The 14995-nt window shown below is 63.3% G+C and carries 8 protein-coding genes; 3 read left to right on the forward strand and 5 right to left on the reverse strand.

The annotated features are described in order from the left end of the window. Nucleotides 1–275, forward strand: a 275-nt coding sequence (locus NKJ91_RS07475; protein WP_352455037.1) for a PfkB family carbohydrate kinase, incomplete at its 5' end; no start/stop codon positions are given. A 230-nt stretch (nucleotides 276–505) separates the two neighbouring features. Here the strand turns inward: NKJ91_RS07475 and NKJ91_RS07480 are convergent. Both NKJ91_RS07480 and NKJ91_RS07485 read right to left on the reverse strand, forming a co-directional pair. After that, complete coding sequence (locus tag NKJ91_RS07480; RefSeq protein WP_352455038.1) at nucleotides 506–2689, reverse strand: KAP family P-loop NTPase fold protein; 2184 nt, start codon at nucleotides 2687–2689, stop codon at nucleotides 506–508. Between the two features lie 138 nt (nucleotides 2690–2827). Then, on the reverse strand, nucleotides 2828–5107 hold the full coding sequence (locus tag NKJ91_RS07485; RefSeq protein WP_352448507.1) for an NADP-dependent malic enzyme: 2280 nt from the start codon (nucleotides 5105–5107) through the stop codon (nucleotides 2828–2830). Nucleotides 5108–5310: 203 nt separating this feature from the next. On the opposite strand from NKJ91_RS07485, the gene mutS reads away from it, so the two are divergent. Next, nucleotides 5311–7962, forward strand: coding sequence for a DNA mismatch repair protein MutS (gene mutS / locus NKJ91_RS07490; RefSeq protein ID WP_352455151.1), 2652 nt, complete (start codon nucleotides 5311–5313; stop codon nucleotides 7960–7962). A 75-nt stretch (nucleotides 7963–8037) separates the two neighbouring features. Here the strand turns inward: mutS and NKJ91_RS07495 are convergent, their stop codons facing one another. From NKJ91_RS07495 to NKJ91_RS07505, 3 genes are all read right to left on the reverse strand, one after another. After that, complete coding sequence (locus NKJ91_RS07495) at nucleotides 8038–8883, reverse strand: aldo/keto reductase (RefSeq protein WP_352455039.1); 846 nt, start codon at nucleotides 8881–8883, stop codon at nucleotides 8038–8040. 110 nt (nucleotides 8884–8993) lie between these two features. After that, nucleotides 8994–9380 carry a CopM family metallochaperone gene (gene copM, locus NKJ91_RS07500; RefSeq protein ID WP_352455040.1) on the reverse strand — a complete coding sequence of 129 codons (387 nt, stop codon included), beginning with the start codon at nucleotides 9378–9380 and terminating at the stop codon, nucleotides 8994–8996. A 43-nt stretch (nucleotides 9381–9423) separates the two neighbouring features. After that, nucleotides 9424–11928, reverse strand: coding sequence for a heavy metal translocating P-type ATPase (locus NKJ91_RS07505; RefSeq protein WP_352455041.1), 2505 nt, complete (start codon nucleotides 11926–11928; stop codon nucleotides 9424–9426). A gap of 227 nt (nucleotides 11929–12155) precedes the next feature. Here NKJ91_RS07505 and NKJ91_RS07510 point away from each other — a divergent pair, with 227 nt between their 5' ends. After that, a complete protein-coding gene (locus tag NKJ91_RS07510) occupies nucleotides 12156–14954 on the forward strand; it encodes a [protein-PII] uridylyltransferase (RefSeq protein ID WP_352448510.1) in 2799 nt (932 codons plus the stop codon). Nucleotides 14955–14995 lie beyond the last annotated feature (41 nt).

The raw sequence follows: 14995 nt of genomic DNA on the forward strand, positions 1-14995 counted from the left end.
AGATCGCCGCCGTCACCCGCTCGGAAAAGGGCTCGGTGATCGTGCGCGGCGACGAGACCGTGACCATCAATGCGACCAGGATCCGCGAGCTGGTCGACACCACAGGCGCCGGCGACCTCTACGCCGCCGGCTTCCTCTACGGCTACACGCAAGGCCGCAGCCTGAAGCAGTGCGGCGATCTCGGCTCGCTGGCGGCCGGGCTGGTCATCCAGCAGATAGGCCCAAGGCCACGGCAGAATCTGCGCCGCGAGGCCGAGCAGGCCGGGCTGATTTAGAATAGCTCTTACCTCCCCCCGATAGGAAGGCAAGAGCGACGGATGCTATTGCCTGCAGCAGAGACTGGGCAACCGGGGCCGGCATCAAGCGGTTCCGGGAATGGCTTGTCTTGGGGATCGGCTGGCACAAGCAGGTGATGCGGCTGCCCCGACTTTCCATCCTCCCCTGCTGCGCGGATCACTTGTCAAGCTGCTCTCCGCTAAGGCTCTGCGCCTTCTCGTCCGCACAGCTAGCGATCAGAAAGATCGTCTTTGCCTGCTCGCTTGCGATCCCACGCGTCAAGTAGCGTTTGAACGATCTCCAGATCTTCCTTATTCGGCTTCGCCTCGGCCACAAGATGTTCAAGTGCGCTACGGAAGACTTTGGCATCGATGATGTCGGAATCATCGCTGATTTGCGCGGTGACGTTCGATTTCGAGACGCGGTCTCCAAGGCTTCCAAAACCGCCCATCCCCATTGACCAGGAACGGCCAGTGAGCTCCCGCGCGAGAATTACAAGGCTGGTATCCTCTGACATCCGGGCATTCGTCCACGCCAGCACTTCAGCGGAATCGCCATTTAGGAAGTCCCGCCAGCGATAGAGGATGTAAATTAGATCCTTGTGTCGCAGCAGCGAGCCATCCGTTGCTGCGACGCGAATCGCGTCAAGCGCCCGCGTGGTTAGGGGAGCAAGCGCTGCCTTTTGCACTAAACAGTCCTCTTCGCGGGTTGGTCCCTCTTGGCGGTTTTCCTTATAATCGTCACGTGCCGGACTGACAAAGTCGACTAACCAGCCGAGAGCCGCCGGTTCCAGTGCCGCAAGGTAGAGAGCATTACGTTCTTCAAGCGAAAATCGCCGTCGCGTAAGGCGACGTATCAACCAGTGATATCGAAAGCGAGTATTGCCGATCTCACCGAATCCCCGGCTAGCGTCCTGCTCTAGATCGATTTCATCATGAATCTCGAACAGCGCCTTCAAGAATGGTTCGACTTTGGTTTTCTCGACACGTGCAGCATGCGTGGTCAATTCATCAAGATAGACGGGCACCATGGATTTGCCCCCTCGTCGAGATGTCTTCCCCGCTTGCCGTAGCGTATTTTTGACGAGTTCTGCATTGTCGGCACTTTCGACCAATCTTCCGATTTCTTTCGTCGAGAGAGACTCCTCGCTAAGCGTAAGTCGAAAATATGTGTCGAAATGTGCATCGACGCACACGCGTCGCTCCGAATCCCATTCAGCGACCCAATCGCTGCCATATCCCATCGATTCAAGCCTTGGAAACAGCCGTTGCAGCGCCGTGTTGGCCAAGTCTCGGCGGTCTTTCGGTATGTCTTCCACCAACGACTTAAGTTGACCTTCGAGATCTTGTTTCCCTCCTCCCCCCTCCTTCGTCCCGCATACCTCGGCCTTACGCGTTCTGATTGCTTTAAATAGTCTTGGTTCGTACAGCCGAAGCGCTTCGAGCGCGATAAAATCGGCAATACTCACCTCGCCCTCGATGGCGGGCCAAGTGACACTTATCGCGTTTTGATATCGCGCCACATGGCGAGGCGTGGTGATGTACGGTGCAACCACGTCATAGAATAGATTCATGATCCGAACGATTTGCTTTTCCTCTGGATTGCCGCATATCTCTTGAATAGAGCCTAAGACGGCCTCGTTCAGATCTACCTGCAGTGGCGCCGGAATCTCAAACGCCGCCTGCACGATTTTCTCCAGAAAATGCGGTCCCTCGGACGGAAACCTCTGCGCCACTACTCTTTCGGCGAGGTCTCGGTCGAACACTAACAGATACATCACATTCGGCAGACGACCTACGGACTTAACCAATCTGAATATCGCTATAGCCTCATCTGGGCTGAGACGATCAATATCATCGATAATCACAAGAAATCGACGGTCTTCTTCCTCCAAAACCTTCGCAAGCTTGCGGAAAGTTTTTTCAAGCGTTTCTCCCTGCGGGAAGAACGTGCTGGCGAACTTCGAACCTCCAGTAAACAACGCCGTTAACGGAGCCCCGCTTGCGAGCGAGACCGCCGCGCCGATGACCGGCCCAGCTTGCAACAATCGTTGGGTGATGTTCGGAATAAGGTCTTTGACCTTGTCGCCGAGAGTTGTTTTCAACGTACCATGCAGGCTTTGCAGAAAGGCTAAGGCAAGCGCTTCCTCACCTCGATACCACCAGCATTTGAAATCGGTCACGACCAGCTTGTCGTCGCCGGCCTTGCGCAACGCTGATCGGATAAGGTTGACTGCGCTGCTTTTCCCCGACCCCCAAGGGCCGTTGAGCGCGATGGTCGCTCCTACCGGCCTCTGCATCCTAACAATACTCTTAGTGATCGAATCCGCGAATCCCGCGACGCCGTAACTGTCGTCATCAGCCGTCTCGATTGGGCTGTCGTTGAAGTAGTGTCGTTTGTCGCCCGGCTCCATATATTATGTAACCCCAATCTGGTCCAAATTACTACTTCGACAGTTGTATTCCTCAAAATACTTCAAAGCAGTCCGGGCATGTGCGACGAGACAGCGATATCTTCTACTCGCCTTCAATCCAACTGTAGGAATGAGATCTTACGCTCCCGCGCTATACGCCGCGATCGCCGCCATGTTGACGATGTCTGAATCCTTGGCATTGAGCGAGACGATCTGAACCGGCTTGTTCAGGCCGACCAGCAGCGGGCCGATGACGGTCGAGCCGCCGAGCTCCTGCAGCATCTTGGTCGAGATCGAGGCCGAGTGGAAGGCCGGCATGATCAGCACATTGGCGGGGCCGGTCAGCCTGATGAACGGATACTGCGCCATGGCGCGGGCGTTGAGCGCCACGTCGGCGGCCATCTCGCCGTCATACTCGAAATCGACGCGGCGCTTGTCGAGGATGCGCACCGCTTCCTGGACGCGCTCGGAACGCTCGCCCTGCGGATGGCCGAAGGTTGAATAGGCGAGCATGGCGAGCCTCGGCTCGTAGCCCATGCGGCGGGCGAAACCGGCGGCCTCCTCGGCGATGTCGGCGATCTCGACGGCATCCGGCATGTCGTGCACCGCGGTGTCGGCAACGAGGACGGTGCGACCCCGCGCCAGCACGATCGACACGCCGATGACGCAGTGGCCGGGCCTTGCGTCGATGACGCGGCGGATATCGTCGAGCGCCGTCGAATAGTTGCGGGTGACGCCGGTGACGATGCCGTCGGCATCGCCCAGCGCCACCATGCAGGCGGCGAAATGGTTGCGGTCGTTGTTGATCAGCCGCTGGCAGTCGCGGAACAGGAAGCCCTTGCGCTGCATGCGCTCGTAGAGATAGTCGGTGTAGACCGAGTTGCGCCGCGACAGCCGCGCATTGATGATCTCGATGCCTTGCTTGCCGAGATCGATGCCGGCATTCCTGGCGTTTTCCTTGATAATGTCGTCGCGGCCGAGCAGGATGGCGGTGCCGAGCCGCTGGTTCACATAGGAGACGGCGGCGCGCATCACCTGCTCCTCCTCGCCCTCGGCAAAGACGATGCGCTTGGGCTGGCGGCGGACGCGGTCGTAGATGCGCTGCAGCGTCGAGGCGATCGGGTCGCGGCGGGCGGAAAGCTCCTGCGCGTAGCGGTCGAGATCGAGGATCGGCTTGCGCGCGACGCCGGAGTCCATCGCCGCCTTGGCGACGGCGATCGGGATGGCCGAGATCAGGCGCGGGTCGAACGGCACCGGAATGATGTAGTTGGGGCCGAATTTCGGCCGCATGCCCTGATAGGCGGCGGCGACGTCGTCGGGCACGTCCTGGCGCGCCAGTTCGGCGAGCGCTTTGGCCGCGGCGATCTTCATATCGTCGTTGATGGTGGTCGCCCGCACATCGAGCGCGCCGCGGAAGATGTAGGGGAAGCCAAGCACATTGTTGACCTGGTTGGGATAGTCGGACCGTCCCGTCGCCATGATGGCGTCGGTGCGGATCTCGGCGACTTCCTCCGGCGTGATCTCGGGGTCGGGATTGGCCATAGCGAAGATGATCGGGTTCTTGGCCATCGACTGCACCATTTTGGTGGTCAGCGTGCCTTTGGCCGAGAGGCCGAGGAACACGTCGGCGCCGTCCAGCGCCTCGGCCAGCGAGCGCGCGCCGGTTTTCACGGCGTGCGCCGATTTCCACTGGTTCATGCCTTCGGTGCGGCCCTGGAAGACGACGCCCTTGGTGTCGCAAAGGATGATATTCTCAGGCGCAAAGCCCATCGCCTTCATCAATTCGATGCAGGCGATGCCGGCAGCACCGGCGCCGTTGCAGACCATTTTCGTGGTCTTCATGTCGCGGCCGGTGATTTCCAGCGCGTTGATCAGGCCGGCGGCCGAGATGATGGCGGTGCCGTGCTGGTCGTCATGGAAGACCGGGATGTCCATCAGCTCGCGCAGCCGCTGCTCGATGATGAAGCACTCCGGCGCCTTGATGTCCTCGAGGTTGATGCCGCCGAAGGAGGGGCCGAGAAAGCGCACGCAGTTGATGAATTCGTCGGCATCCTCGGTATCGACCTCGAGGTCGATGGAATCGACATCGGCGAAGCGCTTGAACAGCACCGCCTTGCCTTCCATTACCGGCTTCGAGGCCAGCGCGCCGAGATTGCCGAGGCCGAGGATGGCGGTGCCGTTGGAGATGACGGCGACCATGTTGCCGCGAACCGTGTAGTCGAAGGCGCGGCTCGGGTCCTCGGCGATGGCGAGAACCGGCACAGCGACGCCCGGCGAATAGGCAAGGCTGAGATCGCGCTGCGTCGCCATTGGTTTTGTGGCGACGATCTCCAGCTTGCCGGGGCGGCCCATGGCATGGAATTCCAATGCCTCCTGGGCGCTGACGGAGGGCCCGTTGCTTTCGGTTTTCTTGGCCATGGTACTTTCGGTTTCCTCGCCCGTACGGCACCGCTTGAGATGGGTGCGCATGCTTTCTTTTGTGGAAGGTTCGGGATTAAGGCTACACTTCGCCGCTGTAAACCGCCAAGCATGGCTTGCAAAATTTTGGAAGCAGCTTCTTGAACGACGAGACGCCCATTCGAAGCGACAACGCCACGCCGGCCTTCGCGCCGGCGACGCCGATGATGGAGCAGTATATCGAGATCAAGGCGGCGAACCCGGATTCGCTGCTGTTCTACCGCATGGGCGATTTCTACGAGCTGTTCTTCGACGATGCCGAGAAGGCAAGCCGGGCGCTCGGCATCGTGCTGACCAAGCGCGGCAGGCACCAGGGGCTCGACATCCCGATGTGCGGCGTACCGGTGCATGCCGCCGACGATTATCTGCAGAAGCTGATCGGCCAGGGGTTCCGCGTCGCCGTCTGCGAGCAGATCGAGGATCCGGCCGAGGCGAAGAAGCGCGGCGGCAAATCGGTGGTGCGCCGCGACGTGGTGCGGCTGGTCACCCCAGGCACCATCACCGAGGACAAGTTGCTGGCGCCGTCGGAATCGAGTTTTCTGATGGCGCTGGGACGGGTCAAGGGCGGCAGCAGCGATCACGCTTTCGCCCTAGCCTGGATCGAGATCTCGACCGGTGTCTTCCGCGTCGCCGAGACAACCGCCGACCGGCTGCTCGCCGATGTCTTCCGCGTCGATCCGCGCGAGCTGATCGTCGCCGAACCGGTGTTTTACGACCCGGAGCTGAAACCGGTGTTCGACGTGCTCGGCCGCGTCGCCAGCCCGCAGCCGCCGTCGCTGTTCGATTCGGCTTCGGCCGCCGGCCGCATCGCCCGCTTCTTCGAGGTGGCGACGCCGGATAGTTTCGGCACGTTTTCGCGCGCCGAACTGTCGGCGATCTCAGGCGTCATCGCCTATGTCGAGAAGACGCAGAAAGCCGAGCGGCCGCCGCTGTCGCGGCCGCAGCGCGAGGAGCAGGGCTCGACGCTGTTCATCGACCCGGCGACGCGCGCCAATCTGGAACTGCTGCGCACGCTGTCCGGCAGCCGCGACGGGTCGCTGTTCAAGGCGATCGACCGCACGGTGACCGGCGGCGGTGCAAGGCTGCTCGCCGACCGCTTGATGGCGCCGCTGACCGACCCGGCGGCCATCGCTGCAAGGCTGGACTCGGTGTCGTTCTTCCGCTCCGAGACGCGCCTTTGCCAGGCAGTGCGGGCGAGCCTGAAGAGCGTTGCCGACATGCCGCGCGCGCTGTCCAGGCTGGCGCTCAACCGCGGCGGCCCGCGCGACCTCGGCGCGCTGCGCGCCGGTTTCGAAGCGGCCGGCGCCATCGCCGAACTGTTCGGCCAAACCGCATTGCCGGCCGAACTGACCGCGGCGTTGGGAGCTATCAAGGCACTGCCCAGTGAACTGGCGACGCATCTGGCACAGGCGCTCAGCGACGAGCTGCCGTTGCTCAGGCGCGACGGCGGCTTCGTCCGCGGCGGCTACCACGCCGAACTCGACGAGATGCGGGCACTGCGCGACGAGTCGCGAAAGGTGATCGCCGGGCTGGAGCGTTCGCTGATCGACGAGACCGGCATCCGCTCGCTGAAGATCAGGCACAACAATGTGCTGGGCTACTATATCGAAGTCACCGCCAATCATCATGCGCTGATGACCGGCAGCGACGGCGCCAAGGCGCGCTTCATCCATCGCCAGACCATGGCCAACGCCATGCGCTTCACCACCACGGAACTCGCCGAACTGGAAACCAAGATCGCCAACGCCGCCGACCGGGCGCTGGCGATCGAGCTTGCCGCTTTCGAGGCGCTGACGGCGGAAGTCGTCGGCCAGGCCGACACGATCCGCGCCGGCGCCGAAGCGCTCGCCGTGCTCGACGTTTCGACCGCACTTGCCTTGCTTTCCGAGAGCGAGGCCTGGTGCCGGCCGCTGGTCGATGCAAGCCTTGCCTTCGAGATTTCGGGTGGACGTCATCCGGTGGTCGAACAGGCGCTGCGGCGTTCCGGCGAAGGCCCGTTCGTCGCCAATGATTGCGATCTGTCGCCGCAAGGCGATGCCAAGGCCGGCGCGATCTGGCTGCTGACCGGCCCCAATATGGGCGGCAAATCGACCTTCCTCAGGCAAAACGCGCTGATCGCCATCCTCGCCCAGACCGGCTCCTTCGTGCCGGCGGCATCAGCCCATATCGGCGTCGTCGACCGGCTGTTTTCGCGGGTCGGCGCCTCCGACGATCTGGCGCGCGGCCGCTCCACCTTCATGGTCGAGATGGTCGAGACGGCGGCGATCCTCAACCAGGCAGGCGAACGCGCACTGGTCATCCTCGACGAGATCGGCCGCGGCACCGCCACTTTCGACGGCCTGTCGATCGCATGGGCGGCGGTCGAATATCTGCACGAGAAAAACCGCTGCCGGGCGATTTTCGCCACGCATTTCCACGAGATGACGGCGCTGGCCGGAAAACTGCCGCGGCTCTCCAACGTCACCATGCGGGTCAAGGAATGGGAGGGCGACGTGGTCTTCTTGCACGAGGTCGGCAAGGGTGCCGCCGACCGTTCCTACGGCGTCCAGGTAGCGCGGCTGGCCGGCCTGCCAGAGGCCGTCGTCGGCCGGGCCAAGGAAGTGCTGCACCAGCTTGAAGCCGGCGAGGTTTCGGGCAAGGCCAACCGCCTGGTCGACGACCTGCCGCTGTTTTCCGTGGCGGCGCAGCGGGAGGCGCCCAAGCCGGCGAAGAGTGATGGGCTGGGTTTGGCGCTAGCGGAGATCAATCCCGACGAGATGACGCCAAGGGAGGCGCTGGAGGCGCTGTACAGGCTGAAGGGGATGGCTGGGAAGTAGTGCTCGTCTGATAGCGCTCTACGGCACCCCCCTCTGTGACGGAACGCTGCTTTGGCTTGCCTTCCGCCCCACCCCTCAAATCATCGCCAGGCCCGACTTCCGCCTCGGCGGCGGAAAAGCGCGGTCAATTTCGGCGAAATCTTCGCTCGTGAGCGCGATGTCCAACGCCGCGACATTCTGCCGGATATGCTCCGGGCGGCTGGCCTTCGGAATGGCGATGACGCCGTCCTGCGCCATCACCCAGGCAAGCGCGATCTGCGCCGGCGTCGCACCGTGGCGGGCGGCGATGGCATCTAATCTGGCGTTGCGCGCCAATACCCCCTGATCGACCGGCGAATAGGCCATCAGCGGCATGCCGCGTTGCCGGCTCCACGGGGCGAGGTCGAACTCGACGCCGCGCTGCGACAGATTGTAGAGCACCTGGTTGGTCTGGACGTTGCCGCCGGCCGGCAACCGGACCAGCTCCTCCATCTCGCCGGTATCGAAATTGCTGACGCCCCAGTGGCGGATCTTGCCGGCTGCCTTCAACGCTTCGAACGCCTCTACCGTTTCCGTCAAAGGCACGCTGCCCGGCCAATGCAGCAGATAAAGATCGATTCGGTCGGTGGCGAGATGCCTCAGGCTGTTCTCGCAGGCCCGTTTCACGCCGGCGCGTGAGGCATTGGACGGCAGCACCTTGGACACCAGGAAGACCTCGTCGCGGCGCCCGGCGATGGCCTCCGCCACCACCTCCTCGGCGCCGCCGCTGGCATACATTTCGGCGGTGTCGATCAGCGTCATGCCGAGATCCAGCCCGAGCTTCAGGGCATTGGCCTCGTCGCCACGGCGGCGGCCGTCTTCGCCCATCTTCCAGGTGCCCTGGCCGAGCACCGGCACGGCTTCGCCGCAGGGCAGGGTGGTCGTTCTTATCGTCGATGGCATGGCATGCTCCAGTCCGAGGCCCGGATAGCACCATAGCCGCCAAGGGAAATCCAGGTGAAGCAGAAATCCAGGTGAAGCCTCTCGCCTGGATTCCCCGACAGCGTGAACCGCTACTTCACCGGATGGGCGGCGAGCCAGTCCTGCATCTGCTTGATCTCGGCTTGCTGCGCGGCGATCACTGCTTCCGCCAGCTTGCGGATTTCCGGATCCTTGCCATTGGCGAGCTCGATCTTGGCCATGTCGATGGCCGCCTGGTGATGCGGGATCATGCCGCGGGCGAAATCGACATCGGCATTGCCGGAATATTCGATTGCCATCATGTCGGTATGCATCTTGTCCATCGCCGCCTTGTAGCCCTCGGTCGAGGGGCTCTGCGCGCCCATTGCGCCCATGTCGTGCTTCATCTCCTCGGCTTGTGCCGGAACGCTTTCGAGGAAAACAGCAAGCAGCATTCCCGCCGCCATCATCAGCAGCACGATCTTCTTGGCCAAGGTCATTCATCGTCTCCTTTTTTGAACAGGGTCTATCTGGAAGTTTTACTCAGAGTTTCAACGTCCTGAGCCGCAATGCGTTGGCGATCACCGAAACCGAAGACAGGCTCATCGCCGCCGCCGCGAGCATCGGCGACAGCAGCGTGCCGGTGAGCGGATAAAGCACGCCGGCAGCAACCGGCACGCCAAGCACATTGTAGAGGAAAGCGAAAAACAGGTTCTGGCGGATGTTGCGGATCGTCGCGCGGGCCAGCGTCCTCGCCCTGACGATGCCGTTGAGATCGCCCTTGACCAGCGTAATTCCCGCACTTTCGACCGCAACATCGGCGCCTGTGCCCATGGCGATGCCGACATCGGCGGCGGCCAGTGCGGGCGCATCGTTGACCCCGTCGCCGGCCATGGCAACGCCGGCACCGCCGGCGCGCAATTCCTCGACCAGCGCGTTCTTCTGTTCGGGCAAGAGCCCGGCACGCACCGCGTCGATGCCGAGCTTGGCTGCGATGGCCTTGGCGGTGCGCTCATTGTCGCCGGTCGCCATGACGATCTTCAGCCCGCTGTCATGCAGCGCCTTGATCGCCTCGGCGGTGGTCGCCTTGATCGGGTCGGCAACGGCGACGAGACCGGCGAGCTTGCCTGCGACAGCGACGAACATCACGGTCTTGCCATCGGCCTGCAGCGCCTCGGCGCTGGCCAGGACCGAAGCCGTGTCGATGCCGAGATCGGCCATCATTGCGGCATTGCCGAGCGCCACCTTCTGTCCCGAAACCGTGCCGGAAACACCCTTGCCGGTGACGGCCTCGAAACCGCCGGCATCCGGGATATTCACCCCGCGTTCGCGGGCGCCGTCGACGATCGCCTCGGCCAGCGGATGCTCCGAGCCTTTTTCCAGCCCGGCGGCGAGCGCCAGCAGATCGTCTTGCGCCATCCCTTCGAAAGCGACGACGTCGGTCAGCCGCGGCCGGCCTTCGGTCAGCGTTCCCGTCTTGTCGACGATCAGCGTATCAACCGAGGCAAAGCGCTCGAGCGCCGCCGCTTCCTTGATCAGCACGCCGGCATGCGCGCCGCGCCCGGTGGCGGTCATGATCGACATTGGCGTGGCAAGGCCGAGCGCGCACGGACAGGCGATGATCAGCACCGAGACCGCCGAGACGATGGCAAACACCAGGCTGGGTTCCGGTCCGACGATCGCCCAGGCGACAAACGCTATGATCGCGACCAGCACGACGGCCGGGACGAAGTAGAACGAGACGCGGTCGGCCAACCCCTGAATCGGCGCGCGTGAACGCTGCGCCTTGGCGACCAGCTCGACGATGCGCGCCAGCGTCGTCTCGGCGCCGATCTTTTCGGCGCGCATGATCAGCGAACCGTTCTTGTTGAGCGTGCCGCCGGTGAGGTTGTCGCCTTCGGTCTTCTCGACCGGCAGCGGCTCGCCTGTGATCATCGATTCATCGATGGAAGAGCGTCCTTCGAGCACAATGCCGTCGACCGGCACGGCGTCGCCTGGGCGGATGCGCAAGCGGTCGCCGGCCTTGACCGTATCGAGCGGCACGTCGTTTTCGGAACCGTCCGCGCCGATCAGCCGCGCCGTCTTCGGCGCCAGGTCGAGCAGCGCGCGGATCGCCGAGCCGGTTTTCTCGCGGGCGCGCAATTCCAGCACCTGGCCAAGGAACACCAGCGCGACGATCACCGCCGCCGCCTCGAAATAGACCGGCACGGTGCCGTCATGGCCGCGGAACTGGTGCGGAAAGAGGCCTGGAAACAGCGTGGCGACGACGCTGTAGAGATAGGCGGCACCGACGCCGAGCGAAATCAGCGTCCACATATTGGGGCTGCGGTTGAGCACCGAGTTCCAGCCGCGATGGAAGAACGGGAATGCCGCCCACAGCACCACCGGGCTGGCCAGCGCCAGCTCCAGCCAGACCTTCGCGCGGTCGTCGATGAAGGCCTGGAACGTCAGGCCGAGCATCGGCGCCATGGCGATGACCAGCAACGGCACGGACAGCACCGCGCTCACCCAAAAGCGCCTGGTGAAGTCGACCAGTTCCGGGTTAGGCCCCTCGTCGCCGGTCGGCACGCCCATCGGCTCCAGCGCCATGCCGCAGATCGGGCAGGAGCCGGGCTTGTCGCGGATGATTTCCGGATGCATCGGGCAGGTGTATTGCGTGCCTTTCGGCATCGGCTGCGGCGCCGGCCTGTCGCCGAGATATTTTGCCGGCTCGGCTTCGAACTTCGCCTGGCAAGCGGCCGAGCAGAAATAGAAGCCCCGGCCCTCGTGCCGCAAAAAGTGCTTGGCCGTGGCGCGATCGACGCTCATGCCGCAGACGGGATCGGTTGCGGTCAGGTATTTTTCCGGCTCGGCGACGAATTTCGCGCGGCAGCTCTCGCTGCAGAAATGATAGCGATGGCCGTCATGCTCGGCCGTCGGCTTGCCGGCAGCCGGATCGACGGTCATGCCGCAGACCGGATCGCGGACGACGGCGTCCGCAGCAGAGGAGGCGCCTTTTGCCGAGCAGCAGCTGCCATGGGCGTGATGATGGTGATCCGAATGCGTCATGCCGAAAGCCCCTGTATTTCGATGTTGCGGCGGAGGTAGTGCTTCCAGTAACTGGAAGGTCAAGGGCTGATTTCGATTTTTCGTGGCCAGGCCCAAACTGCACCGGCCGCGGGCATGAGACGATCGTCCCGTTCCACGGCTGCGGAGAACGCGTCCGTCCGCCCCATACCCAGCGCCGCGAAAACGCGCTATAGACGCCGCCGAAACGGCGAGGCCGAACGGCATTTATGGCAAGAATATCCCTGAAGCTCGAGGAACTGATCGACGGCGAAGCCTTGCGCCGCGAGATGACCGAACTGACCGCGGCCACGGCAGGGGACGGCTCCGGCAAGGCCGCGCGCAGCGGCGTTCTCAAGCTTCTCAAAAGCCGACTCGCCGACGGCCGCACGGTCGCCGAACGCATGCTGATGGACGATGGCAGCGGTACCGCCTGCGCCGCCCGGCTGTCGCATCTGATGGATGAGATCATTCGCGCGCTCTACGACTTCGCCGCCACCCATGTCTATCGCGTCAAAAACCCGTCATCGGCCGAGCGCATGGCGGTCGTGGCCGTCGGCGGCTATGGCCGTGGCACGCTGGCGCCCGGGTCCGACATCGACCTGCTGTTCCTGCTGCCCTACAAGCAGACGCCATGGGGCGAGCAGATCGTCGAATACATGCTCTACATGCTGTGGGACCTCGGGCTGAAGGTCGGCCATGCCACCCGCAACATCGACGAGTGCCTCAGGCTGTCGCGCACCGATATCACCATCCGCACCTCGATCCTGGAGGCGCGCTTCCTATGGGGCGAGCAAAAGCTCTATGACGAGCTTTTGCAGCGCTTCGACCACGAGGTGGTGCGCACCACCGGCCCCGAATATGTCCAGGCCAAGCTCGCCGAACGCGACGAGCGCCACGCCAAGGCCGGCGAGAGCCGCTATCTGGTCGAGCCCAACGTCAAGGACGGCAAGGGCGGCCTGCGCGACCTGCAGACGCTGTTCTGGATCGCCAAATATTTCTACCGCGTGCGCACCGGCGAGGAACTGGTCGACAAGGGCGTCTTTACCGACGCCGAATACAGGGAATTCCAGAAGGCCGAGGATTTCCTATGGGCGGTGCGCTGCCACATGCATTTCCTCACCGGCAAGGCCGAGGAGCGGCTGCATTTCGACATCCAGCGCGACATTGCCGAGCGGCTGGGCTACACCACCCATCCCGGCCTGTCGGCGGTCGAACGCTTCATGAAGCACTACTTCCTCGTCGCCAAGGATGTCGGCGACCTGACCCGCATTTTCTGCGCCGCGCTGGAAGAAGAGCAGGCCAAGCATGTGCCGGGCTTCAACCGCATCTTCCTCACCTTTTCGCGCCGCAAGCGCAAGCTCGCCGGCACGGCCGATTTCATCGTCGACAACCACCGCATCAACATTGCCGACGACGAGGTGTTCGAGCGCGATCCGGTTAACCTGCTCAGGCTGTTCTGGTTTGCCGACAAGCATGGCCTTGAATTCCACCCCGATGCGCTGAAGCTGTTGACCCGTTCGCTCGGCCTCGTCGGCAAGGCGCTCAGGCGCGACGAGGAGGCCAACCGGCTGTTCCTCGACATCTTGACCTCGGACCGCAATGCCGAGCTCAATCTGCGGCGCATGAACGAGGCCGGACTGCTGGCAAAGCTGATCCCGGATTTCGGCAAGATCGTCGCCATGATGCAGTTCTCGATGTACCACCACTACACGGTGGACGAGCACCTCATCCGCTGCATCGGGGTGCTGGCCGAGATCGAGCGCGGCGACGGGGAAAAGATCCATCCACTCGCCCACTCGCTGATGCCGGGGCTGAAGAAGAGCCGCGAGGCGCTCTATGTCGCCGTGCTGCTGCACGACATCGCCAAGGGCAGGCCGGAGGACCATTCGCAAGCCGGCGCCAGGATCGCCCGGCGCATCTGCCCGCATATGGGGCTCTCGCCGGCCGACACCGAAACGGTCGCCTGGCTGGTCGAGAACCACCTCGTCATGTCGATGACGGCGCAGACCCGCGATCTCAACGACCGCAAGACGATCGAGGATTTTGCCGCCATCGTGCAGTCGGTCGAACGGCTGAAGATGCTGCTTGTGCTTACCGTCTGCGATATCCGCGGCGTCGGGCCTGGGGTCTGGAACGGCTGGAAGGGCCAGTTGCTGCGTACGCTCTATTACGAGACCGAGCTTTTGTTGACCGGCGGGTTTTCGGAGGTGTCGCGCGCCAAACGGACGGCGGCGGCGCGCGAACAACTGGCCGAGGCGCTTGCCGACTGGCCGGAAAAGGCCCGCAAGCGTTATGTCGGCCAGCACTACGAGAACTATCTGCTGGCGGTCGATCTTCCCGACCAGCTCCGCCATGCCGAATTCATCCGCGAGGCCGATCACGCCGGCAAGAAGCTCGCCACCATGGTGAAAACCCACCAGTTCGAGGCGGTGACCGAGATCACGGTGCTGGCGCAGGACCATCCGCGCCTGCTTTCGGTGATTGCCGGCGCCTGTGCCGCGGCCGGCGGCAACATCGTCGACGCGCAGATATTCACCACCTCGGATGGTCGGGCGCTCGACACCATCCTGATCTCGAGGGAGTTCGACCTCGACGAGGACGAGCGCCGCCGTGCCGAGCGCGTCGGCCGGCTGATCGAGGACGTGCTGTCGGGCAAGAGCTGGCTGCCCGAAATGATCGAGAAGCGGACCAAGCCGCGGCGCGGCGCCAAGGTTTTCCGTATTCCGCCACGCGCCGAGATCCGCAACACGCTGTCGAACCGTTTCTCGGTCATCGAGGTCGAGGGGCTGGACAGGCCGGGCCTTCTGTCGGAGATCACCGGCATGTTGTCGGACCTGTCGCTCGACATCGCCTCGGCCCACATCACAACCTTCGGCGAAAAGGTCATCGACACATTCTACGTCACCGATCTCACCGGCCAGAAGATCGACAGCCCGTCGCGCACCGCGACTATCCGCAACAGGCTGATCGCGGTGCTCGAGGGCACGGCGTCCGAGCGCGGCAAGACCAAAACGGCCGCCGAGTGACTGTTACCTTCCATTTGCCCCAATCGCACAGGCAGTCTTCA

This window comes from Mesorhizobium sp. M0040, assembly GCF_040323505.1.
In the GTDB taxonomy this organism is placed as follows: Bacteria; Pseudomonadota; Alphaproteobacteria; order Rhizobiales; family Rhizobiaceae; genus Mesorhizobium.